19 protein-coding genes are annotated in these 21997 nt (G+C 67.2%); 5 read left to right on the forward strand and 14 right to left on the reverse strand.

The features are described from left to right. Positions 1-3 precede the first annotated feature (3 nt). Both A5753_RS20810 and A5753_RS20815 read right to left on the reverse strand, forming a co-directional pair. The gene (locus A5753_RS20810) at positions 4-1137 is read right to left on the reverse strand and encodes an SPFH domain-containing protein (RefSeq protein ID WP_067132702.1); all 1134 of its coding nucleotides are present in this window, start codon (positions 1135-1137) and stop codon (positions 4-6) included. 44 nt (positions 1138-1181) lie between these two features. Continuing rightward, the gene (locus A5753_RS20815; protein WP_067132706.1) at positions 1182-1619 is read right to left on the reverse strand and encodes an NfeD family protein; all 438 of its coding nucleotides are present in this window, start codon (positions 1617-1619) and stop codon (positions 1182-1184) included. A 57-nt stretch (positions 1620-1676) separates the two neighbouring features. Here A5753_RS20815 and A5753_RS20820 point away from each other — a divergent pair, with 57 nt between their 5' ends. Further along, positions 1677-2621, forward strand: a complete 945-nt coding sequence (locus A5753_RS20820) for a hypothetical protein (protein WP_067132709.1) — start codon at positions 1677-1679, stop codon at positions 2619-2621. 27 nt (positions 2622-2648) lie between these two features. On the opposite strand, the gene A5753_RS20825 is transcribed toward A5753_RS20820, so the two are convergent. Genes A5753_RS20825 through fabG1 form a run of 3 tightly spaced genes read right to left on the reverse strand, consistent with a single transcriptional unit; the run spans position 2649 to position 5289 of the window. After that, complete coding sequence (locus tag A5753_RS20825) at positions 2649-3680, reverse strand: ferrochelatase (RefSeq protein WP_067132712.1); 1032 nt, start codon at positions 3678-3680, stop codon at positions 2649-2651. 6 nt (positions 3681-3686) lie between these two features. Then, complete coding sequence (gene inhA, locus A5753_RS20830) at positions 3687-4496, reverse strand: NADH-dependent enoyl-ACP reductase InhA (protein WP_067132715.1); 810 nt, start codon at positions 4494-4496, stop codon at positions 3687-3689. A gap of 34 nt (positions 4497-4530) precedes the next feature. After that, positions 4531-5289, reverse strand: a complete 759-nt coding sequence (fabG1, locus tag A5753_RS20835) for a 3-oxoacyl-ACP reductase FabG1 (RefSeq protein WP_156656187.1) — start codon at positions 5287-5289, stop codon at positions 4531-4533. A gap of 111 nt (positions 5290-5400) precedes the next feature. Between fabG1 and A5753_RS20840 the strand changes: the two genes are divergently transcribed. Further along, on the forward strand, positions 5401-6948 hold the full coding sequence (locus A5753_RS20840) for a hypothetical protein (RefSeq protein WP_067132721.1): 1548 nt from the start codon (positions 5401-5403) through the stop codon (positions 6946-6948). A 23-nt stretch (positions 6949-6971) separates the two neighbouring features. Here A5753_RS20840 and A5753_RS20845 read toward each other — a convergent pair whose 3' ends face one another. The 6 genes from A5753_RS20845 to A5753_RS20870 form a co-directional block, all read right to left on the reverse strand. Beyond that, positions 6972-7979, reverse strand: coding sequence for a VWA domain-containing protein (locus A5753_RS20845; protein WP_067132724.1), 1008 nt, complete (start codon positions 7977-7979; stop codon positions 6972-6974). Next, entirely contained in the window at positions 7976-8929 is a 954-nt protein-coding gene (locus A5753_RS20850; RefSeq protein WP_067132727.1) for a DUF58 domain-containing protein, read from the reverse strand. The genes A5753_RS20845 and A5753_RS20850 overlap by 4 nt, the downstream gene beginning before the upstream one ends. Continuing rightward, on the reverse strand, positions 8926-10056 hold the full coding sequence (locus A5753_RS20855; protein WP_067132730.1) for a MoxR family ATPase: 1131 nt from the start codon (positions 10054-10056) through the stop codon (positions 8926-8928). Before A5753_RS20855 ends, A5753_RS20850 begins: the two co-directional genes overlap by 4 nt. Positions 10057-10177: 121 nt before the next feature. After that, entirely contained in the window at positions 10178-10912 is a 735-nt protein-coding gene (gene ripB / locus A5753_RS20860; RefSeq protein WP_067132732.1) for an NlpC/P60 family peptidoglycan endopeptidase RipB, read from the reverse strand. Between the two features lie 25 nt (positions 10913-10937). Then, a complete protein-coding gene (gene ripA, locus A5753_RS20865) occupies positions 10938-12386 on the reverse strand; it encodes an NlpC/P60 family peptidoglycan endopeptidase RipA (RefSeq protein ID WP_067132736.1) in 1449 nt (482 codons plus the stop codon). A 238-nt stretch (positions 12387-12624) separates the two neighbouring features. Further along, positions 12625-13164: a DUF6676 family protein gene (locus tag A5753_RS20870; protein WP_067132739.1), complete on the reverse strand. Its 540-nt coding sequence runs from the start codon at positions 13162-13164 to the stop codon at positions 12625-12627. A 247-nt stretch (positions 13165-13411) separates the two neighbouring features. Here A5753_RS20870 and A5753_RS20875 point away from each other — a divergent pair, with 247 nt between their 5' ends. Then, on the forward strand, positions 13412-16225 hold the full coding sequence (locus tag A5753_RS20875) for an aconitate hydratase (RefSeq protein ID WP_067132742.1): 2814 nt from the start codon (positions 13412-13414) through the stop codon (positions 16223-16225). A gap of 23 nt (positions 16226-16248) precedes the next feature. After that, positions 16249-16830, forward strand: a complete 582-nt coding sequence (locus A5753_RS20880; protein ID WP_067132746.1) for a TetR/AcrR family transcriptional regulator — start codon at positions 16249-16251, stop codon at positions 16828-16830. A gap of 190 nt (positions 16831-17020) precedes the next feature. Here A5753_RS20880 and A5753_RS20885 read toward each other — a convergent pair whose 3' ends face one another. From A5753_RS20885 to trxA, 3 genes are all read right to left on the reverse strand, one after another. After that, entirely contained in the window at positions 17021-18658 is a 1638-nt protein-coding gene (locus A5753_RS20885; protein WP_067132749.1) for an ABC-F family ATP-binding cassette domain-containing protein, read from the reverse strand. Positions 18659-18684: 26 nt separating this feature from the next. Next, positions 18685-19494, reverse strand: a complete 810-nt coding sequence (locus tag A5753_RS20890) for an enoyl-CoA hydratase (RefSeq protein WP_067132752.1) — start codon at positions 19492-19494, stop codon at positions 18685-18687. 82 nt (positions 19495-19576) lie between these two features. Next, positions 19577-19912 (reverse strand): thioredoxin, encoded by a 336-nt coding sequence (gene trxA / locus A5753_RS20895; RefSeq protein ID WP_067132756.1) that lies wholly within the window; start codon positions 19910-19912, stop codon positions 19577-19579. Between the two features lie 196 nt (positions 19913-20108). On the opposite strand from trxA, the gene A5753_RS20900 reads away from it, so the two are divergent. After that, positions 20109-21935: an acyl-CoA dehydrogenase gene (locus tag A5753_RS20900; RefSeq protein WP_067132758.1), complete on the forward strand. Its 1827-nt coding sequence runs from the start codon at positions 20109-20111 to the stop codon at positions 21933-21935. Positions 21936-21997 lie beyond the last annotated feature (62 nt).

The raw sequence follows: 21997 nt of genomic DNA on the forward strand, positions 1-21997 counted from the left end.
ATCCTAGGGAGTCAGCTCCGCAGTCGAGCCATCTGCGGGCTTGCCCGCGATCGCCTCGGCCTTAGCTACCGCCTGGGCGACCGAGGGATCGGTTTCGGTGGAGAACCAGTCGGCGACCTCAGCGTCGTCGTCGGCGCTGTGCTTGGGCGCGTCATCGACGGGCGAAGGCTGGAAGCGGAACACGCCGTCCTCACCCGGGGTTGCCAACAGCTTGGTGAATCCCTGCAACGCTGCGCTGAAGTCACTGGGCACCACCCACACCTTGTTGGCGTCGCCGCGCGCCATCTCGGGCAGCGTCTGCAAGTACTGGTAGGCCAGCATCTCCGGAGTGGGCCTGCCGGCCTTGATCGCCGCGAACGTCTTCTCGATCGCCTTGGCCTGCCCCTGCGCCCGCAGGTAGGCGGCGGCGCGCTCGCCCTGTGCGCGCAGCACCCGCGACTGCCGGTCCGCCTCGGCGGTCAGGATCGTGGCCTGCTTGGCGCCCTCGGCGGCGAGGATCTGCGCAGTCTTCTGTCCCTCGGCCTGCATGATTGCCGCTTGCCGGTTGCCTTCGGCGGTCAGGATCATCGCCCGCTTCTCGCGGTCGGCCTTCATCTGCTTTTCCATCGACGCCTGGATCGACGGGGGCGGATCGATACTGCGCAATTCGACGCGGGCGACCCGCAACCCCCAGCGGCCGGTCGCCTCGTCGAGCACGCCGCGCAGTTGCCCGTTGATCTGATCACGCGACGTCAGCGTCTGCTCGAGTGTCATGCCGCCGACGACGTTGCGCAGCGTGGTGGTGGTGAGCTGCTCGACGCCGACGATGTAGTTGCTGATCTCGTAGACGGCCGCCTGGGGAACGGTGACCTGGAAGTACACCACGGTGTCGATGTTCAGGGTCAGGTTGTCCTCGGTGATCACCGGCTGGGGCGGGAACGACACCACCCGCTCGCGCAGATCCACCCGGGCGCGAACCCGATCGATGAACGGCACCAACAACGTCAGTTGTCCGCTGACCGTGCGGCTGTACCGTCCCAGCCGTTCGATCACCGCCGCCTCGGCCTGAGGTATCAGCGCCACGGACTTGGCCACCACGACGATCGCGAAGATCACCAAGACGGCCAGCAGTACCAAACCAGCAACCGCACCTTGCATCGGACTTCCTCTCTCTACGGGTCCTTGGCAGCTTCGTCTCGCCGCTACAGACTGCTCTTGAACACCACCGCGGTGGCGCCGTCGATCTGCATGACGGTGACCGGCTCGCCGGGCTCGTAGACGTCGCCCTCGTTGAGGGGGCGCGCGGACCACACCTGGCCGTCGAGTTTGACCTGGCCCGCATCGCGCCCGACCCGTTCGAGCACCAGCGCGGTTTTTCCCTGCAGCGCCTCGATTCCCAACCGCGGCACCTCGGCCGGGGTCAGCCGCCGCTTCAGCGGCGGGCGAACGAGCACCAGCAGCAGCACCGACACGACCAGGAACACCGCCCCGTTCGTCCACGCCGGAAAGTCGGTGACCCAACTGGTCAGCGCCGCGGCCAGTGCGCCACCGCCGAGCATGACCAGAAACAAATGGCCGGTGAGCGCCTCCGCACCGGCCAGCACCAGCGCGAATATTAGCCAAAGCACCGCGGCGGGCATGCGGCAAGAATACGCGTGATCCGCCCGTGCCGGGCAAAACAACTACACTGCCTGATCGTGTGGTGTCCCAGTGTTTCGCTGTCCCTGTGGGCCAATGCCTGGCTCGCCGGAAAGGCCGCGCCCGACGACGTCCTGGACGCGTTATCCGTTTGGGCGCCAAAGCAATCGGTGACCGCGTATGATGCCGTCGCCGCGGGCCACACCGGCTTGCCCTGGCCCGACGTGAACGACGCCGGGACGGTCACGCTGCTGCAGACGTTGCGCGCCGCAATCGGGCGACGGACGCCGTCGTGCGGCGGCGCCGGCTTGATGCGCGGGACGATCAACGTGGTTTTGCCGGTACCCGGCGATGTGCGCGGGCTCGCCCCGGGAACGCAGTTCGAGCGGGACGCCCTGGCCGCCGGCGAGGCGGTCATCATCGCCAATCCCCGCAACCCCGGCACCGCGGTGGGTCTGGTACCCGAATTCTCCTACGAGGACGACGAGGACGCGCCCGAGGACTACGAGACGCGGCTGGCGGAATTGTGCGCACTGACGTGGACCGTGTACTCGCTGCCCGGCGCCCCGGTGCTGGACCACTACGAACTCGGCGACGCCGAGTACACGCTGCGGTCGGCGGTGCGCTCGGCCGCCGACGCTCTGGGCGCCATTGGGCTGGGAGCCGCGGCCACCGACGTCGACGACCCGCGCGGACTGGTCGAGCAGCTACTGGAATCCGCACGGCAACACCGCATTCCCGACCACGCGCCGACGCGGGCGCTGCGGGTGCTGGAGAACGCCGCGCACGTCGACGCCATCATCGCGGTCAGCGCGGGCCTGAGCCGATCGGATTCTGCAGACCGTTTCACCGCGCCGGTCGCCGCCGGCCTGGAACCGGTGGGAACGCAATCATCCTCCGAGGCCCGCATCGCCAGCGATGCGCTGCGACCGCTGACCGCCGTGGTGCGTTCGGCGCGGATGGCGGCCGTGACCGCGATCCTGCATTCGGCCTGGGGCGACTGATCCCGAGCGCTAGCTGTCGATCGAGAGCTAAGGCCCGGCCGCGCAGTGCGGCGGGCGGCACGGCGCCCCGTTGACGCTGGCCTGGCAGCCCGGCACCGGGTCTGCTCCGGGGACCCTCTCCGGTGGCCGGCCGTAACGCAGTTCGTCGATCAGGTCCGCGGCCAGTTGCGCGAAACGCGGGTGGGCGTTGGGCGTCGAGGGCCGCACCATCGCCACGCCCGCCGCCTCCGCCTGGGCCGCCAACTCGTTGTCGAGGTCCCATACCACCTCGATGTGGTCGGCCACAAACCCTACCGGGCAGACGATGACGGCCCTGGTCCCGGCCTGCGCCACGGCGGCCAAATGGTCGGCGACGTCAGGCTCCAGCCACGGAACCTGCGGCGGCCCCGACCGAGACTGCCACGCCAGGTCGTACTCGCGGTATCCGGCCGCGGCCGCCACAAGGCTTGCGGCGTAGGCGACTTGGCGACTATAGAGCCGCGGCCCCAAGCGGTCGTCGGCGGCCACCGGGATGGAATGCGCGGTGAACACCAAGCGCGCGTCGGCCTGTTGCTCCGCGGTCAGGGCGCCCGAGGCCGCCCCGATCGTGTCGGCGAAGATCTGCACGAACCGGGGGTGGTCGAAATAGGGCCGCAGCTTGATCAATTCGGGCGCATCCGGTCCGGCCGTATCGCGCGCCCGGGCGATGTCCTCGACATACTGCGTGCAGCTGGAGTATCCGCTCCACGCCGATGTGGTGAACACCGCGGCTCGACGAATCCCGTTGTCCCGCATTGTCGCGACGGTGTCTTCGACGTAGGGCGCCCAGTTGCGATTGCCGAAGTACACCGGCAGCTCCAAGCCGCGGTCTTCGAGCTCGGCGCGCAACTGCTCGATCAGCGCCAGGTTGATCCGGTTGATCGGCGACACGCCGCCGAAATGCAGGTAGTGCTCGGCGACGTGGTCGAGACGTTCCGGCGGCACGTCGCGGCCGCGGGTGACGTTCTCCAAGAATGGCCGCACCTGCTGGGGGCCTTCCGGCCCCCCGAAGGACAACAGCAGGACGGCGTCGAATTCCATTACCGTCTACAGCAATTGGGTGCTTGCGCCACCGTCGGCGTAGATGATGGTTCCCGTCGTCGCCGGCAGCCAGTCCGAGAGCAACGCGCACACCGTCTTGGCGACCGGCGTCGGGTCCTTCATGTTCCAGCCGATGGGGGCGCGCTGGTCCCAGCCCTCTTCGAGCAGCTGCATCTGCGCGCCGGTCTCTTCGCCGAGCGCGCCGCCGACGATCGCGCTCATCGCCAGCGTCCGGATCGGCCCGGCGGCAACCAGATTCGAGCGCACGCCGAACTTGCCGGCCTCGCGGGCCACGAACCGGTTAACCGATTCCAGCGCACTCTTGGCCACCGTCATCCAGTTATAGAAAGGCATCGCCCGGGTCGGGTCGAAGTCCATACCCACGATCGAGCCGCCGGGGTTCATGATCGGAAGCGCCGCCTTGGCCAGCGAGGCGTACGAATACGCCGAGATGTGAATGCCTTTGGAGACATCCTCATACGGCGCGTCGAAGAACGGGGTGATGCCCATCCCCGTCTGCGGCATAAAACCGATCGAGTGCACCACGCCGTCGAGCTTGTTGCCCTCGCCGATCTCGGCGGCCACCCGGCCGGCGAGCGAGTCCAGGTGCTCCTGGTTCTGTACGTCGAGTTCGATCAGCGGCGCCTTCTCCGGCAGCCGGTCGGCGATGCGCTGAATCAGACGCAACCGGTCGAACCCCGTCAGCACTAGCTGCGCCCCCGCCTCCTGAGCCGCCTTGGCGATGTGAAACGCAATCGACGCATCGGTGATGATCCCCGAGATCAGAATCCGTTTGCCGTCGAGCAGTCCTGCCATGTCCGTCCTTAATGTCCGTATGTCGTGGTTGAAGTCAGTGGCCCATGCCCATGCCACCGTCGACCGGGATGACCGCGCCGGCGATGTAACTGGCGTCCTCCGACGCCAGGAAGCTGACCACCCCGGCGACCTCCGCGGCGGTGCCGACCCGCTTCGCGGGGATGAACTCCAGCGCCCCGGCCTGAATCCGCTCATCCAGCGCGCGGGTCATCTCGGTGTCGATGTAGCCGGGGGCCACCACGTTCGCGGTCACCCCGGCCTTGGACAGCTCCCGGGAGATCGACCGGGCCATGCCGATGAGCCCGGCCTTGGACGCGGCGTAGTTGGACTGATTACCGATGCCCCAGCTGCCGGAGACCGAGCCCACGAAGATCATCCGGCCGAACCGCTTCTTCTGCATGCTGCGCGAGGCGCGCTGGGCGACGCGGAACGCTCCGGTGAGGTTGGCGTTGATGACCTTCTCGAACCGCTCCTCGGTCATCCGGATCAGGAACGCGTCCGCGGAGACCCCGGCATTGGACACCAGCACCTCCACCGAACCCTGGTGCTCCTCAACCTCTTTGAAGGCGCGGTCGACGGCGTCGTTGTCGGTGACGTCACACTCGACGCCGAACAGTCCCTCCGGCGCTCCGGACCCGCGGTGGGTGATAGCCACCTTGTGGCCGTCGGCCGCCAACCGCTGGGCGATCGCCAGCCCGATCCCCCGGTTTCCGCCGGTGACCAGGACTGAACGGGATACGAAAGGCGGTCTGCCGCCGCTGGCGGCGGGTTCGGTGGCTTGCTCGGTGGCCATGTCAGTCACCCGGCCAACTTATCGCCTCGGCCAGCCAGGGCTGCAATCGGCTCAGCGCGAACACAAGGTCGATCCACCCCCTACGGCCGGCTCACCTAGGATTTGACCCTCATGGCAGCCCGGACCCGCCACTCAAGCCTCACCGCCCACGCCGCTGCGCTCTTCGCGGTCTGCTGGGGCGGATTGCTCGTTCTGCTTCTGGTGCGCAACCGCGGGCTGTTCGCGCACGCCGTCTACGAGGCCGGAGATCCCGCGGCCAACTCGATCCTCACGCTGCAGGCCAAGCACTTCGCCCTGCTGACCGGGCATTACTCCAGGGTCGGGTTCCACCATCCCGGTCCGGCTTTCTTCTACGTGCAGGCCGGCGGCGAATGGCTGCTGCACGACCTGACTCGGCTCGTTCCGGCGGCGTACAACGGGCAGGCGATCGCGATCATGGCGCTTAACGCCGCACTGATCGCGCTGGCGCTGACCATCCTGTACACGTGGGTGCTCTCGGTGCCGACGGTACTGACGGCGGCCGGCATCACCCTGATCTTCCTCGCCGAACACCCCCAGCTGGTGTGCTCCACCTGGATGCCCCACGTGTGCTTCGCGCCGTTTCTGCTCTACGTCTTCGCGGTCGCGTCGGTGGCCGCCGGGCGGCTGGGCCAGCTGTGGATCATGGTGCTCGCGGGCGGCCTGCTGGTGCACGGACACGCGGAATTCCTGATGCTGGTGCCTCTGCTTGCGCTGGCGGCCCTGGTGCCCCAGCGGCGCCGGTTGCTCGCGCACCGGCGCGAAGTGCTGATCGCTTCGGCGGTGTTGGCGTTGTTCCTGCTGCCCATGGTGCTCAACGTGACCCTGCACTGGCCGGGCGAGATTCCGCAGTACCTGGCGTACGGCCACCGCGCGCCGAACCCGCCGGTGGCGGCGGCGCGATTTCTCGCGCAGTTCTGGGGTCCTGGTCCCACCCTCGGCACGGTGTTCCTGGTGGTGCTGTTCGCCGCGGATCTGGCGCTGGTTCGCAAGCTGGCACACCCCGATATCGACGAGCAGGTTTACGGCTTCTTACGCCGCCTGCTTCGCGTCACCGCCCTGGCCACCGCGCTGTTCGCCTTCTACTGCTGGTACGGCGTGGACCATCTCTGGCAGTCCTACATCGGCGTCTTCTCGTACGCGTTGCCCCTGGTTCTGCTCACCTTGGGCTCCTCGGCGCTGATGGTGCTGGCGCTGTCGCGGGACGTGCTGCTAGCCCACCGCTTGGCTGCCGGCGTCGCGGCGGGGAGTCTGGTGGTCGGGGTGGCGCTGGCGCTCACTACGGACGCCTTGCGCAGAGACCGCGACGAGCTGACGGGCGTGCCCATCGCACTGGATTACCTGGCCGCACACGCCCACGGTAAGCCGATCGTGCTGGAGACCCGCACCGACGAATCCTGGGCCGACGCACTCGCGCTCCTCGACGCCGCCACCCGGGACGGACGGCGCGCCTGCCTGGCACAAGACCGCTGGCGGCTCCAGGCCACCCCGCAGTTCATCTGCACGCCGCAAGAGCTGGCCGGCGGGGCGCGCTTCACGCTCAGCCGCGTCGACCCGGTGTCCCCCGGCACTCCGGTGGTGCCGAATCTCAATCCGATCCCCGCGTCGTATCCGCCGTCGGCGATCATCGCCGCCGGCTGACGATCGCCCCCGGCGATGCAACATCAGGTCGGCAGGCGCCGATTGATCAGCAGCGCCGCCAGCGCCGCCAGCGCCAACACCAGCGCACCCAGCCGCACCCAGCCCACGCTGGCATCGCCCTTGATGGTCTCGTAACCGATCTGCTGCTGCAGCGTCCCGTACACGGATTTCAATTCCTGCAATGACGCTGCGCTGTAAGCATTCCCGCCGGAAAGCTGGGCGACCTTCTTCAGCGTCTCGTCGTCGACGGGCACCGGCTGGCGCTGGTCGTTGATCTCGACGAAGCCGTACGGGGTGCCGAACGAGATGGTCGAGATCGGCACGCCCTGGTCCTTGGCGGTGCGCGCGGCGGTGAAGGCGCCCTTCGGGTTGTCCGGGTTGGTCGGCATCGTTTCCTTGCCATCGGAGAACAACACGATGCGGGCCGGCGGCGGTTTGTCGCCACCGCCGATCACGGCGCCAACCGTCGCGATGGCCTGCAGGGCGGTGAAGATGCCCTCCCCGGTGGCGGTGCGGTCTGCGAACTGGAGCTTGTCCAGCGCGGTCTTCGTCGATTCCCGGATGGTCGTCGGCGACACCAACACCGTCGCGGTCCCTGCGTAGGCGATCAGCCCGAGGTTGATGCCCGGGGTCAGTTCGTCGGCGAACTGCTTCGCGGCCTCCTGCGCGGCCGCCATCCGGTTGGGCGCGACGTCGGTGGCGCGCATGGACTGCGAGACGTCGATGACCAGCATCACCACCGCACGGTTGCGGGGAATCCGGACGTCGTTCGTCGGGCCCGCCATCGCGATGGTGAACAACACCAGGGACGCGATGAGCAGAATCGCCGGCAGGTGCCGCCACTTGGGTGGCCGTTTGGGGGCGACGCTTTCCAGCAGCTCCATGTTGGCGAAGCGCAGCATGCGCCGCTGCCTGGCCAACTGCATCAGGATGTAGAGCGCGGCCAGCCCGAACACGACGAGAAGGAACAGGAAGAACCACGAATGTTCGAAGCCCGACAACGACATTGGGCCGAGTAGCGGCAGCGTCACTGCCGCCCTGCCAATGCGCCCCGCCGGCGGGATTCGACAAACCGCACGATGTCGGCGATCCAGTCGCGGTCGGTGCGCAGTGTCAGTATCGGGGCCCCGCAGCTGCGGATGGTGCGCGCCACGTCGGCGCGGTGCGCCGCGGCGGCCTTGGCGAAATCGTCGCGCAGCTGGGCGTCAATGGTGAACTCGCGGGTGACGCCGGACTCGGCGTCCTGCAGCACCACGTCGCCGATGTCGGGCAGCTCGACGTCACGGGGGTCGAGCACCTCGACGGCCAACACCTCGTGCCGGGCGGCGACGGCCCGCAGGGGCCGCATCCAGTTGATCGGCCCGAGGAAGTCGCTGATGATCACCGCCATGCCGCGGCGGCGTTCCGGACGGCGCAACGCGTCGATCGCCGTCGCCAGATCCCCGCGCACCCCGACCGGAGCGCGCGGCGTGGTGGCGATGGTGCGCAGCAGCGTCTGCTCGTGCTGGCGCCCGGAGCGGGCGGGCACCCGGGTGAGGTTGGCGCCGGTGGAGACGATCGCGCCGAGCCGATTGCCGCCGCCGCTGTTGAGGAAGGTGATCGCGGCCGCGGCGGCGACGGCCAGGTCCCGCTTCTCACACACGGTGGTACCGAAGTCCAGGCTGGCCGACATGTCGACAACCAGCCACGTTTCCAGCTCGCGGTCGGCGATCATCTGCCGCACGTGCGGGTGCGTCGTGCGCGCGGTGACGGCCCAGTCCATCCGGCGGACGTCGTCACCGGGCTGGTACTCGCGCGACTCGCCGGGCTCCGAGCCCGGGCCCGGGATCAGGCCGAGGTGATCGCCGTGCAGCACACCGTCGAGCTTGCGTTTGACGGTGAGTTCGAGGGCGCGCAGCGCCGCGGACAGCTTCGGGTCGTCGATCTGCCCCCGCTGCATCGACGGCGGATGGACCACCGCCGGCCTCTTGGGATCGGTCACCGACCGCTGGCCGCGCCGGCGGGTTGCATCACCGGGGGCACCGAATGACCTTGCTGCGGAACGGCATTCACCTGAGGCAGGGCCACCGTCTGCAGCACCCGGTTGATGACGATCTCCGGTGAGATCTCGTCGGCCAGCGCGTCGTAGGTGAGCACCAACCGGTGGCGCAGCACGTCGGGAATGACGTCCACGACGTCTTGCGGGATCACGTAGTCACGCCCGCGGACCAGCGCCAGCGACCGGGCCCCGGCGATGATGCCCAGCGAGGCGCGCGGCGACGCACCGAATGAGATCCAGGTCTTGACGTCGTTCATGCCGAGCTGTTCGGGGTGGCGGGTGGCGGTCACCACGCGCACGACGTAGTCCACCAGCGCGTGGTGGACGAAGCCGTTGGCAGCGATGTCTTGTAGCCGCAGCAGGTCGCCGGTGTTGAGGATCTGCTTGGGCTCCGGCGGGCGCACGCCCATCCGGTAGATGATCTCCCGCTCCTCCTCGGGCGATGGGTAGCCGACGTTGATCTTGAACAGGAAGCGGTCACGCTGGGCTTCGGGCAGCGGGTAGACACCCTCGTGCTCGATCGGGTTCTGCGTCGCCATCACCAGGAACGGGTTGGGCAGCGGGAACCTCTTGCCGCCGATCGAGACCTGGCGTTCCTGCATGACCTCCAGCAGAGCCGACTGCACCTTGGCCGGCGCGCGGTTGATCTCGTCGGCGAGCAGGAAATTGGCGACCACCGGGCCGAGCTCGGTGTCGAACTCTTCCTTGCCCTGCCGGTAGATGCGGGTACCGATGATGTCGGTGGGCACCAGGTCGGGCGTGAACTGGATGCGCGCGAACGTCCCGCCGACCACCTTGGCGAACGTCTCGACGGCCAGCGTCTTGGCCACGCCGGGCACACCCTCGAGCAGCACGTGTCCCTTGGACAGCAGGCCGACCAGCATGCGCTCCACCAGCTGGTCCTGGCCGACGATGATGCGTTTGACCTCGAAGATGGCCCGTTCCAGAGTCTGCACCTCGGCGGCCAGTCCATTGCCGCCGCCCGCCGGCGCTTCGTGAGCCGGACCGGATTGCCCGCCCGCGCCCGAGTAACCGCTGGCGCCTGGCGGCGGCCCACCTGCTGATGTCATCAAGAACCCTCCACGCTCAAACGGACACGACTGCCGGGCAGCGACGTGCCCGCGTCCAACTATTCCAGGCCCGCCGAATTCCGTCGACGCTCGCCCAGCTAATGGGTTCGCTGGCCTGCGATCAGTACTCGATGATCCTGGTCAGGAACGGGGTCATGCCGGGCTTACGCACCGAGCTGACCGTAACCTTCGCGGCGCTGCCGGATGCCTCCAGCATCTGACCGTTGCCCAGGTACATGGTGACGTGCTGGCTGCCGTTCGGCCCGTAGAAGATCAGGTCGCCGCGCCTGGCCTGATCCGGCGGGATGTGGCGCCCGGCGTTGTACTGGTCACCGGAGAACCGCGGGATCAGCACGCCGACGCCGGCGAACCCGTACCGCATCAGGCCCGAGCAGTCGAAGCCGGTGATGTTCGCGCCGTCGCCGACGCCTTTGCTCGGGCCATCCAGCGAACCGCCGCCCCACGAATACGGCACCCCCATCTGGGAGCCCATCCGGCGAATCACGTACTCGATGGCCTGCCGGCCGTTTGCCCGTGGAATCTTGCCGCCGGGGTTGCCGGGAGAGCTCGCCGCGGCGGGCGGATCACCACCGAGGTTGATCCCGAGACCGCTCAAGAATTGTTTGCCCAAATCCATCGTGGTCTGGGTGGCCTGGGCGGTGGCCTGCAGCGAGGCGTTGGCGACGGCGAGCGGGTCGCCGGGCGCACCGGCACTGATCTGGGCTGGCAGGGTGGGGTCCCACTCGCCGGGGTCGGCCCCGGCGAGGGGAACCGGGGCGGCCAGAGAAAACATCAGCCCGGTCACCAGTGCGGTGATCCAGGCGAGGTTGATGAGACGAAACCGATTGCGGCGCATGGCTCCTCGTTCAGCACTCACTCGATCACCATTCGATGTACCGAATCACGTAGGGCGTCATGCCGCTGGTGCGCACCGGGGCGACGCGGACCTTCAACCCGATATCGGGGGCCTCGAGCATCTGGCCGTCACCGAGGTAGATCGTCACGTGCTGGCTGCCGCCCGGCCCGTAGAAGATGACGTCGCCGCGGCGCATCTGGGAGGACGGGATCTTGCGGCCCAGGTTGTACTGCGAACCCGAATAGTGCGGCAGCTTGATGCCCACCCCGGCGAACGAATACAGCACCAATCCCGAACAGTCGAAGCCGGTGATGCCGGCACCGGAATCGATGCCCTTGCTCGGGCCGGCCGCGTTGCCGCCGCCCCAGGAGTAGGGCACGCCGATCTGCGACATGCCGCGCCGGATCACGTATTCGGTGGCCTGCCGGCCGTAGACCCGGGGAATGCGCCCCCCGACCCCGCCGGGCGCCGCGTTGGTGATGCCGGTGTCGTCGGGCTTGAGGATTCCCATCTGCTGCAGGAAGTTGCGGCCCAGGCCGGCGGTGACCTGGGTCGAGGTGGCCGAGATGCCGAGCACCTGGTTGATCACCGCGATCGGGTCGCCGGGAACGTTGGCGCTAGGGATCATCGGCAAGGTGGGGTCCCAGGCGCCATCCCACTGGCGGCCACCGGACGACGGCGCCGGCGCGCCCGGCGATCCGGTCTCCCATCGGTCACCCGACGCTGGTGTCCCGGGGCCGCCGGCGCCTGCGGACCACACGCGTGCGGCCTCGCGCTTGGCCGCTTCGAGCTTGACCTGAGCCTGATCGCGTTCGGCGGCAAGGCGAATGATGTCGTCGCGTTGCCGGTCGAACTTCTGCTTGGAGTTGGTCAGCGCCTGCACCGCCGCGTCCTGGCTGGACTTGGCGTCGGCCGCGGCCTTGTCTGCGTTCTGCTTGGCCAGCCGCGCCGCCGATTCCTTGTTCACCTGCTCGGTCCGGGCCTGCTGCAGCTTGGCCATCACCGCCTGTGAACTGGTGGTCAGGTTCTTGGCGGCGGCTTCGGTGGCGATGATGTCGTCGGGGCTGCTCGCCGTCAGGTAGCTGTTCGATGGCCCATTCATATAGGTGGCCGCCGCGAAGGTGTCGAAGCGGTGCTGCGCCCCGGAAATGGCGATGTTGGCGTCTTTGACCGCCTGCTGGCTGGTCTCCAGGTCGTGCTGGGCGGTGGCCACGTTGTCTCGCGCGGTCTCGACGTCGACGAGGGCCTTGTTGACGCTTTCTTGTTCGGTCTGGATCTCGGCGCTCAGGTTCTGCAGCCGCTGGTTGGCTTTGGCGACGTCGGCGATGAGTGCGGCCAGGTTGTCGGCGGTGGGATCGGCCTCCGCGAGGCCGGGCGTCGCAATCAGAAGGGCCAGGCTCAACACAGATGGGACGACTGGCCGCATCAGCCTTGCGGCCGGTCGCGCAGAAGACCCCCAGCGTGTGCGTCTCATTCGACTCAGGTCTCCTACGGCTCAACACGACGGGTGGCGCCAGCCACAGGTTCCCCGAAAGGCGCCAAAGACAACACCAGCATCATTTGCACCGTACGTCACACGGTTGGGCGTGCAAACGCCCCACCGAAATCGCACTCTCTACGTGCGTTTAATGTGACCGAACGGTGACCTACCGGTTTGCCGCAGCAGGTCGTGACGGTTTGTCGAAAGAAACCGAAGAAGCGAATACCTGTGGTTAGACCGCGGTATTGGCGTCGGTAGCGGCGGTCGCCGCGGTGTCGTCGGATGTTGCTGCGCGCCTGCTGCGCAACTGCAACAAGCGGGTGCCGACGGCCGCAGCGAAGACGGCGATCAACAGGAAAATCGTCATCCCAGTCCAGGGAAACTCGGGCGTGTCCAGCTCGTGCAGGAAATGCTGCGCGGAGACCACCGGGTTGCCCGTCTTGGCATTGTCCTCACCGGCTTCGAGGGTGACGCGCGCGAACTGCGTGCTGTAGCTGCCGACGTAGCTCGGGCTGAGCGTCAGCACCGTCGCGTCGTGGTAGTCCGCACCGACCACCGTCGAGATGTCGCGCAGCGGGGTGTCGTTCGGCGGGTTGTGGTCGAGCAGCACGATCTTGAGGTTGATGCCCTCGGCGTGCGCGTGGTTGACCACGTCGACGAGCCCTGGCATCGCGGCCGGCGGCGCGCTGACTCCGGTCGCGGCGACCTGAGCCTTCACCATGGTCATGTCGACGTCCACCGGAATATAAAGCGGCAAAGCCTGCCCGACCATCGCGTCCTCCTCATGTGCCCGTCACGCTGGCGTGACTCACGGCCACGGCGGTCACTTTAGCGTGACGCTCGGCCAAGGATTGGAGAGCTCGCGGGGGGTTTCAACGGGCGGCCACGGCGACAAGACTGGATCCACGAGTGCCGTCGTAATGCAGGACAAGCGTACTGTTAAAGTGGGCACGACAGTTTGGACGACCCGCCGGCGCCAGCCCGTCGCGGTGGGAGAACTAAAGACTCTGGGAGTTGAAGTGACTGATTCCGTGAATTCGTTCGAAGCCCGCGACACCCTTGAGGTCGGCGACCAGAGTTACCAAATCTATCGTCTCGACGCCGTTCCCAACACCGAGAAACTCCCCTACAGCCTCAAGGTGCTGGCCGAGAACCTGTTGCGCAACGAAGACGGCAGCAACATCACCAAGGATCACATCGAGGCCATCGCGAACTGGGATCCCAAGGCGGAGCCCAGCATTGAGATCCAGTACACGCCCGCCCGCGTGGTGATGCAGGACTTCACCGGCGTGCCGTGCATCGTGGATTTGGCCACCATGCGCGAGGCCATCGGCGACCTCGGCGGCAAGGCGGACAAGGTCAACCCCCTCGCGCCCGCCGACCTGGTGATCGACCACTCGGTGATCGCCGACCTGTTCGGCACCGCCGACGCGTTCGAGCGCAACGTCGAGATCGAGTATCAGCGCAACGGTGAGCGCTACCAGTTCCTGCGCTGGGGCCAGGGAGCTTTCCAGGACTTCAAGGTGGTGCCGCCGGGCACCGGCATCGTGCACCAGGTCAACATCGAGTACCTGGCCAGCGTGGTGATGGAACGCGACGGCGTCGCCTATCCCGACACCTGCGTGGGGACCGACTCGCACACCACGATGGTCAACGGCCTTGGCGTGCTGGGCTGGGGCGTCGGCGGCATCGAGGCCGAGGCCGCGATGCTGGGCCAGCCGGTGTCGATGCTGATCCCGCGCGTGGTCGGCTTCAAGCTGACCGGTGAGATCCAGGCGGGCGTCACCGCCACCGACGTCGTGCTGACCGTCACCGAGATGCTGCGCAAGCACGGCGTGGTCGGCAAGTTCGTCGAGTTCTACGGCAAGGGCGTGTCGGAAGTGCCGCTGGCCAACCGGGCGACGCTGGGCAACATGAGCCCCGAATTCGGTTCCACCGCAGCGATTTTCCCCATCGATGAGGAGACGATCTCCTACCTGAAGTTCACCGGCCGCACGGAGGCGCAACTGGCGCTGGTGGAGGCCTACGCCAAGGAGCAGGGGCTGTGGCACGACCCCGATCACGAGCCGGCGTTTTCCGAGTACCTCGAGCTCGACCTGTCGACGGTGGTGCCCTCGATCGCCGGGCCGAAGCGCCCGCAGGACCGAATTGCATTGTCGGCGGCCAAGTCCACCTTCCGCGAGCAGATCCTCAGCTACGTCGAAGGTGACGGGGAACAGGGCTACTCGAAGCTGGACGAGTCGGTCGAGGAGACCTTCCCGGCCAGCGATCCCGGCGCGGTGTCCAACGGACATGCCGACGACGTCCCCGAGGTGCACTCGGCGGCAGCCCATGCCAAGGGCCGCCCGAGCAACCCGGTGACCGTAAAGTCCGACGAGCGAGGCGAATTCGTGCTCGATCACGGCGCGGTGGTGATCGCCGCGGTCACGTCGTGCACCAACACCTCCAACCCCGAGGTGATGTTGGGCGCCGCACTGCTGGCGCGCAACGCCGTCGAGAAGGGGCTGGCGTCCAAGCCGTGGGTGAAGACCACCATGGCGCCGGGTTCGCAGGTGGTCAACGACTACTACGACAAGGCCGGCCTGTGGCCCTATCTGGAGAAGCTGGGCTTCTATCTGGTCGGCTACGGGTGCACCACCTGCATCGGCAACTCGGGTCCGCTGCCCGACGAAATCTCGAAGGCCATCAACGACAACGACCTTTCGGTGACCGCCGTGCTCTCGGGTAACCGGAACTTCGAGGGCCGCATCAACCCCGACGTCAAGATGAACTACCTGGCGTCGCCGCCGCTGGTGGTGGCCTACGCGCTGGCCGGAACCATGGACTTCAATTTCGAGTCACAGCCGCTCGGTCAGGACAAGGAGGGCAATGACGTCTTCCTGAAAGACATTTGGCCGTCGCAGAAGGACGTCTCCGACACCATCGCCTCGGCGATCAACTCCGAGATGTTCACCAAGAACTATGGCGACGTGTTCAAGGGTGACGAGCGGTGGCGCAACCTGCCCACCCCAAGCGGCAACACCTTTGAGTGGAACGCCGATTCGACTTACGTGCGCAAGCCCCCGTATTTCGAGGGCATGCCGGCCGAGCCCGAACCGGTCGCCGACATCACCGGCGCCCGGGTGCTGGCGCTGCTGGGCGATTCGGTGACCACCGACCACATCTCCCCGGCCAGCAGCATCAAGCCGGGCACCCCGGCGGCGCAGTACCTCGACGAGCACGGCGTGGAGCGCAAGGACTACAACTCCTTCGGCTCGCGGCGCGGCAACCACGAGGTGATGATCCGCGGCACGTTCGCCAACATCAGGTTGCGCAACCTGCTACTCGACGACGTGTCCGGCGGCTACACCCGCGATTTCACCCAGGACGACGCCCCGCAGGCGTTCATTTATGACGCAGCGCAAAACTATGCCGCACAAGACATTCCGCTGGTGGTGCTGGGCGGCAAGGAGTACGGGTCGGGCTCGTCACGAGACTGGGCCGCCAAGGGGACGCGGCTGCTGGGTGTCCGCGCGGTGATCGCCGAGTCGTTCGAGCGGATCCATCGCTCCAACCTGATCGGCATGGGCGTGATCCCGTTGCAGTTCCCCGACGGGAAGTCGGCCAAGGATCTGGGCCTGGACGGCACCGAGGTGTTCGACATCACCGGGATCGAAGAGCTGAACAACGGCAAGACGCCGAAGACGGTGCACGTCAAGGCCAGCAAGGATTCCGGCGGGGACGCCGTCGAGTTCGACGCGGTGGTGCGCATCGACACCCCCGGTGAGGCCGACTACTACCGCAACGGCGGCATCCTGCAGTACGTGCTGCGCAACATGCTCAAGTCCGGTTAACCCGACCCGATTTCACCTCACCCGTGCCTAAGGTCAGCGAGGACCATCTGGCGGCTCGCCGCCGCCAGATCCTCGACGGCGCCCGCCGTTGCTTTGCCGAATACGGCTACGACAAGGCCACGGTGCGCCGGTTGGAGAAGGCGATCGGGATGTCGCGCGGCGCGATCTTCCACCACTTCCGGGACAAGGACTCGCTGTTCTTCGCCCTCGCCCACGAGGACGCCGAGCGGATGGCCGATGTGGCTTCCCGCGCGGGACTCATTCAGGTGATGCGCGACATGCTGGCCGCGCCGGACCAGTTCGATTGGCTGGCTACCAGATTGGAGATCGCCCGCAAGCTGCGCAACGATCCCGCATTCAGCCAGGGGTGGGCGGAGCGTTCCGCCGAGCTGGCGGCGGCAACCACCGATCGGCTGCGCCGGCAGACGGAGGCACACCGGGTGCGCGACGACGTGCCCGGCGACGTACTGCAGTGCTATCTGGAATTGGTGCTCGACGGCCTGGTGGCGAGATCGGCGGCCGGCGAGGACCCGCAGCGGTTATCCGCGGTCCTGGATCTGGTGGAGAACTCGGTGCGGCGCAACGATTCTGAGAAGCGGCCATAGCGTCACTGCGAACAAGGGGAGATGATTTCGCAGCTCGTCCAACAACTGGTCGCGTGTCCTGGCCGACCTTTGCGGCGTTCTCTTCATGGCGTTCTCTTCATGGCGCCTCCGACGCCTGACTCGATCGCAGGCACCCAGAGTAAAAAGCCGCCGACCACCGCGGGCCGATTCGCCCAATTCGCAGCCGAACTCAGGCCAGCTCGATGAGATCCCGGTATTCGTCAGACCAGAAGTCTTCGGTGCCGTCGGGCAACAGCACGACGCGCTGCGGGTCGAGGGCCTCGGCGGCACCGGGGTCGTGCGTCACCAGGACGACCGCGCCCCGATAACTGCGCAGCGCGTCGAGCACCTGCTCGCGCGAGGCCGGGTCGAGGTTGTTGGTCGGCTCGTCGAGCAACAGCACGTTGGCGGCCGACGCCACCAAACCGGCCAGCGCCAGCCGAGTCTTCTCACCGCCGGACAGGGTGCCCGCCGGCTGGTCGAGCTGGGCGCCGCTGAACATGAACGCGCCCAGCAGGCCGCGCAGATCCTGCTCACCCGAATCCGGTGCGGCGTGGCGGATGTTCTCCCACACGGTCGCATCGTTGTCGAGCGTGTCGTGTTCCTGGGCGAAGTAGCCGATCCGCAGTCCGTGCCCGGGCTCGAGTCCTCCGGTGTCGGGGGCCTCGGTGCCGCCCAAAATCCTCAGCAGGGTGGTCTTGCCGGCGCCGTTGAGGCCCAGCACCACCACCCGCGAGCCACGGTCGATCGCCAGGTCGACACCGGTGAACACTTCCAGCGACCCGTAGGACTTGCTTAGCCCGGCGGCCACCAGCGGCGTGCGCCCGCAGGCGGCGGGGTCGGGGAACTTGATGCGGGCCACCTTGTCGGCCACCCGCTCGTCGTCGAGTGCCGCCATCATCCGGTCGGCGCGGCGCAACATGTTTTGCGCCGCAACGGCTTTGGTGGCTTTCGCGCCGAGCTTTGCGGCCTGTGAGCGCAGCGCGGTGGCCTTGCGTTCGGCGTTCGCGCGCTCCCGGCGCCGGCGCTGCTCGTCGGTGGCCCGCGCGTCGAGATACTTCTGCCACGTCATGTTGTAGACGTCGACCTCGCCGCGCACCGCGTCCAGGAACCACACCCGGTTGACGACGTCGGCGAGCAGTTCGACGTTGTGGCTGATGATCACCAGTCCGCCGGTGTGCGCGCGCAGGAAGTCCCGCAGCCAGCCGATTGAATCCGCATCCAGGTGGTTGGTCGGCTCGTCGAGCAGCAGCGTGGTCGACGAACCCGACGTTCCCGCGCCGCCTTCCGACGCGGCGAAAAGGATGCGCGCCAATTCCACCCGGCGCCGCTGCCCGCCGGACAGGGTGCGCAGCTGCTGCGTCAGCACCCGCTCCGGTAGGCCCAGACTCGCGCAGATGCGGCTCGCTTCGCTTTCCGCGCCGTAGCCGCCCAGGGCGACGAAACGCTCCTCCAACTGCCCGTACCGGCGGATCGCGCGGTCGCGGGCGTCGTCGTCGGCGACCTCGGCCATCAACGCCTGCTGCTTTTCCAGATCGGTCAGCAACGCGTCGAGCCCGCGGGCCGACAAGACCCGGTCGCGGGCCAGCACATCGAGATCGCCCTCTTTCGGATCCTGTGGTAGATAACCGATTTCGCCGGTGCGGTTGATCGCCCCGGCATAGGGTTCGGTCTCCCCCGCCAGGATGCGCAGGGTGGTGGTCTTACCGGCGCCGTTGCGGCCCACCAGCCCGATGCGGTCGCCGGGCTGCACGCGTAGGTCGGGACCGTCCGGTGAGAGCAGGATGCGCGCACCAGCGCGGACCTCGAGGTCCGTGGCCGTGATCACGATCGCTCTCCTCGATGAAAAGACGCCTATTTGTCGTCGGTGAACACCGGTGGTCGTCGTTCTGCGCGCGCGGCAACCGCTTCTTCGAAGTTGGCGGTGAGCAGGCGGACGAAAAGCTGTCCCAAGCCTTCGGCTTGCATGTGCCCTTCCAGGCTACCGGCGTCCAGTCCACTCCACAGCGTGCGCTTGGTCAACTCGATGCCCGGCCGCGAGAAGGCCGATATCCGCGCGGCGATCGCGTAGCAGGTGTCCAGCAGTTGTTCCGCGGGCACCTGGCAGGACACCAGCCCGATGCGCTCGGCCTCCTCGGCGGTGACGTCACGACCGGTCAGCATGATCTCGAACGCGCGTGACGACCCGATGGCACGCGGCAACAGGTAAGACAGGCCCAGTTCGCTGGCGGTCAGCCCGTTGTTGATGCCGGCGGCACGAAAGTACGCGCTGGTCGAGGCCACCCGAATGTCGGCGGCCAGAGCCAGGCACAAGCCGCCGCCGATGGCGGGGCCGTTGACCGCGGCGATCACCGGTTGGTGCAACCGGCGCAGCGCCAGGATCACCTCGTCGAGGATCTCCATCGAGCGCAGCGCATAGGTGGGGCGGGTCAGCCCCTCCACGTGGGGCACCGAGCCGGCGGACTTGTGGTCGGCGCCGGAGGAAAAGCCGCGGCCCGCCCCGGTCAGCACGACCACCCGCACCGAATTGTCGTAGGTGACCTTTTCCAGGGCCTCTTTGAGGGGAAGCATGACGTCGAACGCCATCGAGTTCATCCGCTCGGGCCGATTCAGGGTTATCAGGGCGACGCCGGGTCGCGGGTGATCTACCAGTACCAAACTCACCCATGCAACCTAGCGCGTAGCTAGCCGTGATTTCGCCCCAGCGCGGTGTGGGCCTCGCCGGGGCTGCCGGGCCCCGGCGGCCCTAAACTTCCGAGACGTCGAACGCGCGGACTTGCTGGACCAGATCCTCCAGGGCGGCTGGCGGCAGGGCTCCGGGCTGATTGAACAGCAGTTTGCCCTTCTTGAAGGCCATCAGCGTGGGGATGGACCGGATCTGGGCGGCCGCGGCCAGCTGCTGCTCGGCCTCGGTGTCGACTTTGGCGTGCACGATGTCGGGGTGTTTCTCCGATGACGCCGCAAAAGTTGGGCCGAACTGGCGGCAGGGACCGCACCAGGACGCCCAGAAGTCGACGAGCACGATGTCGTTGCCCTCGATGGTTTCGTTGAACTTCTCCGCGGTGAGATCAAGTGTTGTCACATTTGCCGTAACGCCCGGCGCCGACGCCGTGTTCCCCGATGCAGTAGGCGTTCGGAATACGGCTGTCGGCGTACGCGCAGCTACCGGCGCACGGCGCCCTACCCGGCCGTCGCTGGTTACGGTTGCGTACGTTTTCCGGCGTCGGACAGACTGAGCCTGAGGATCCGCCGTTTTCAGGATCAGTGAGGGAATCGCCTTGAGCCACTACATCGCTAACGTTCGTGATCTCGAGTTCAACCTTTTCGAGGTCCTCGATGTCGGCGCCGTCCTCGGCACGGGCGGCTACAGCGACCTCGATACGGACACGGTCCGCACTATCTTGGCCGAAGCCGCGCGCCTCGCCGAAGGTCCGGTGGCCGAAACCTTCGCCTTCGCCGACCGCAATCCGCCGGTATTCGACCCGGCCGAGCACAAAATCACCGTCCCCGACGAGCTGGTCAAGACGGTGGCGGCGCTCAAGGAGGCCGGTTGGTGGCGGCTGGGTCTGGCCGAAGACATCGGCGGCATGGCCGCCCCGCCGCCGCTGGCGTGGGCGGTCAACGAAATGCTCATTTGCGCCAACCCTTCGGCGAATTTCTTCAATCTGGGCCCGGTCATGTCTAACGCGTTGTACGTCGAGGGCACCGAGCAGCAGAGGCAATGGGCCGCTCATGGTGTGGAGCGGGGCTGGGCCGCCACCATGGTGCTCACCGAACCCGACGCGGGCTCCGACGTCGGCGCCGGCCGCGCCAAAGCCGTCGAACAAGCCGACGGCACATGGCACATCGAGGGGGTCAAGCGCTTCATCTCCGGCGGCGACGTGGGTGACACCGCCGAGAACATCTTCCACCTGGTGCTGGCCCGCCCCGAGGGCGCCGGTCCGGGCACCAAGGGGCTGAGTCTGTTCTACGTGCCCAACTTCCTGTTCGATCCGGACACCTTCGAACTCGGCCCCCGCAACGGCGTTTACGTCACCGGCGTGGAACACAAGATGGGCATCAAGTCCTCCCCCACGTGCGAATTGACTTTCGGCGCAACGGATGTGCCCGCGGTCGGTTACCTCGTCGGCGACGTGCACCGGGGCATCGCGCAGATGTTCACCGTGATCGAGCACGCGCGCATGACGATTGGCGTCAAGGCCACCGGCACCCTGTCCACGGGCTACCTGAACGCGCTGGCCTTCGCCAAGGAGCGCGTGCAGGGCGCGGACATGACGCAGATGTCCGACAAGACCGCGCCGCGGGTCACGATCATTCACCATCCCGACGTGCGTCGCAGCCTGATGATCCAGAAGGCCTACGCCGAGGGCCTGCGGGCGCTCTACATGTACGCCGCCGCCCATCAGGATGCCGTTGTGGCGCAACGGGTCTCGGGTGCCGATCCGGGGATGGCGCACCGGATCGACGACCTGTTACTTCCGATCGTCAAGGGGGTGAGCTCGGAGCGCGCCTACGAGGTGCTGACCGAGTCGCTGCAGACGCTGGGCGGTTCGGGCTTTTTGGCCGACTATCCGCTCGAGCAATACATCCGCGATTCCAAGATCGATTCGCTCTACGAGGGCACCACCGCCATCCAGGCGCTCGACTTCTTCTTCCGCAAGATCGTGCGCGACCGGGGTGAGGCCCTGCAGTTTTTGACGACTCAGATCACGGCGTCCATCGACAGCTGTGACGAGGCGCTCAAGCCGATCGCCCAGCTGGTGCAGACCGCGTACGACGACGTGACGGCGATGACGGGCACGTTGACCAGTTACCTGATGTCCGCGGCACAACAACCCGGCGAGATTTACAAGGTGGGCCTGGGATCGGTGCGTTACCTGCTCGCGGTCGGCGATCTGCTGATCGGCTGGCGACTGTTGGTGCAGGCCGACGTCGCCACCCGCGCGCTGGCGAACGGCGCTCAGCACGACGACGCGTTCTATCGGGGCAAGATCGCGACCGCGGGTTTCTTCGCCAGGAACATGCTGCCGCAGCTGACCTCGCTGCGCGGCGTCATCGAGGCCATCGACGACGAGATCATGAACCTGGCCGAAGAAGCGTTCTGAGGGCCCACAGCTTAGGCACAGTTTAAACGGGTAACCATTACGTTGGCTTTAACCGACGAATG

This window comes from Mycobacterium sp. 852002-51971_SCH5477799-a (genome assembly GCF_001667145.1).
GTDB lineage: Bacteria > Actinomycetota > Actinomycetes > Mycobacteriales > Mycobacteriaceae > Mycobacterium.

What these genes read in the sequence shown, in the direction of transcription:
- A5753_RS20810 (WP_067132702.1), bottom strand. Translation starts at nt 1,137, where the DNA reads ATGCAAGGTGCGGTTGCTGGTTTGGTACTGCTGGCCGTCTTGGTGATC.
- ripB (WP_067132732.1), bottom strand. Translation starts at nt 10,912, where the DNA reads ATGCGCCGCAATCGGTTTCGTCTCATCAACCTCGCCTGGATCACCGCA.
- inhA (WP_067132715.1), bottom strand. Translation starts at nt 4,496, where the DNA reads ATGGCAGGACTGCTCGACGGCAAACGGATTCTGATCTCGGGGATCATC.
- A5753_RS20815 (WP_067132706.1), bottom strand. Translation starts at nt 1,619, where the DNA reads ATGCCCGCCGCGGTGCTTTGGCTAATATTCGCGCTGGTGCTGGCCGGT.
- A5753_RS20870 (WP_067132739.1), bottom strand. Translation starts at nt 13,164, where the DNA reads ATGGTCGGGCAGGCTTTGCCGCTTTATATTCCGGTGGACGTCGACATG.
- A5753_RS20855 (WP_067132730.1), bottom strand. Translation starts at nt 10,056, where the DNA reads ATGACATCAGCAGGTGGGCCGCCGCCAGGCGCCAGCGGTTACTCGGGC.
- ripA (WP_067132736.1), bottom strand. Translation starts at nt 12,386, where the DNA reads ATGAGACGCACACGCTGGGGGTCTTCTGCGCGACCGGCCGCAAGGCTG.
- A5753_RS20840 (WP_067132721.1), top strand. Translation starts at nt 5,401, where the DNA reads ATGGCAGCCCGGACCCGCCACTCAAGCCTCACCGCCCACGCCGCTGCG.
- A5753_RS20825 (WP_067132712.1), bottom strand. Translation starts at nt 3,680, where the DNA reads ATGGAATTCGACGCCGTCCTGCTGTTGTCCTTCGGGGGGCCGGAAGGC.
- fabG1 (WP_156656187.1), bottom strand. Translation starts at nt 5,289, where the DNA reads ATGGCCACCGAGCAAGCCACCGAACCCGCCGCCAGCGGCGGCAGACCG.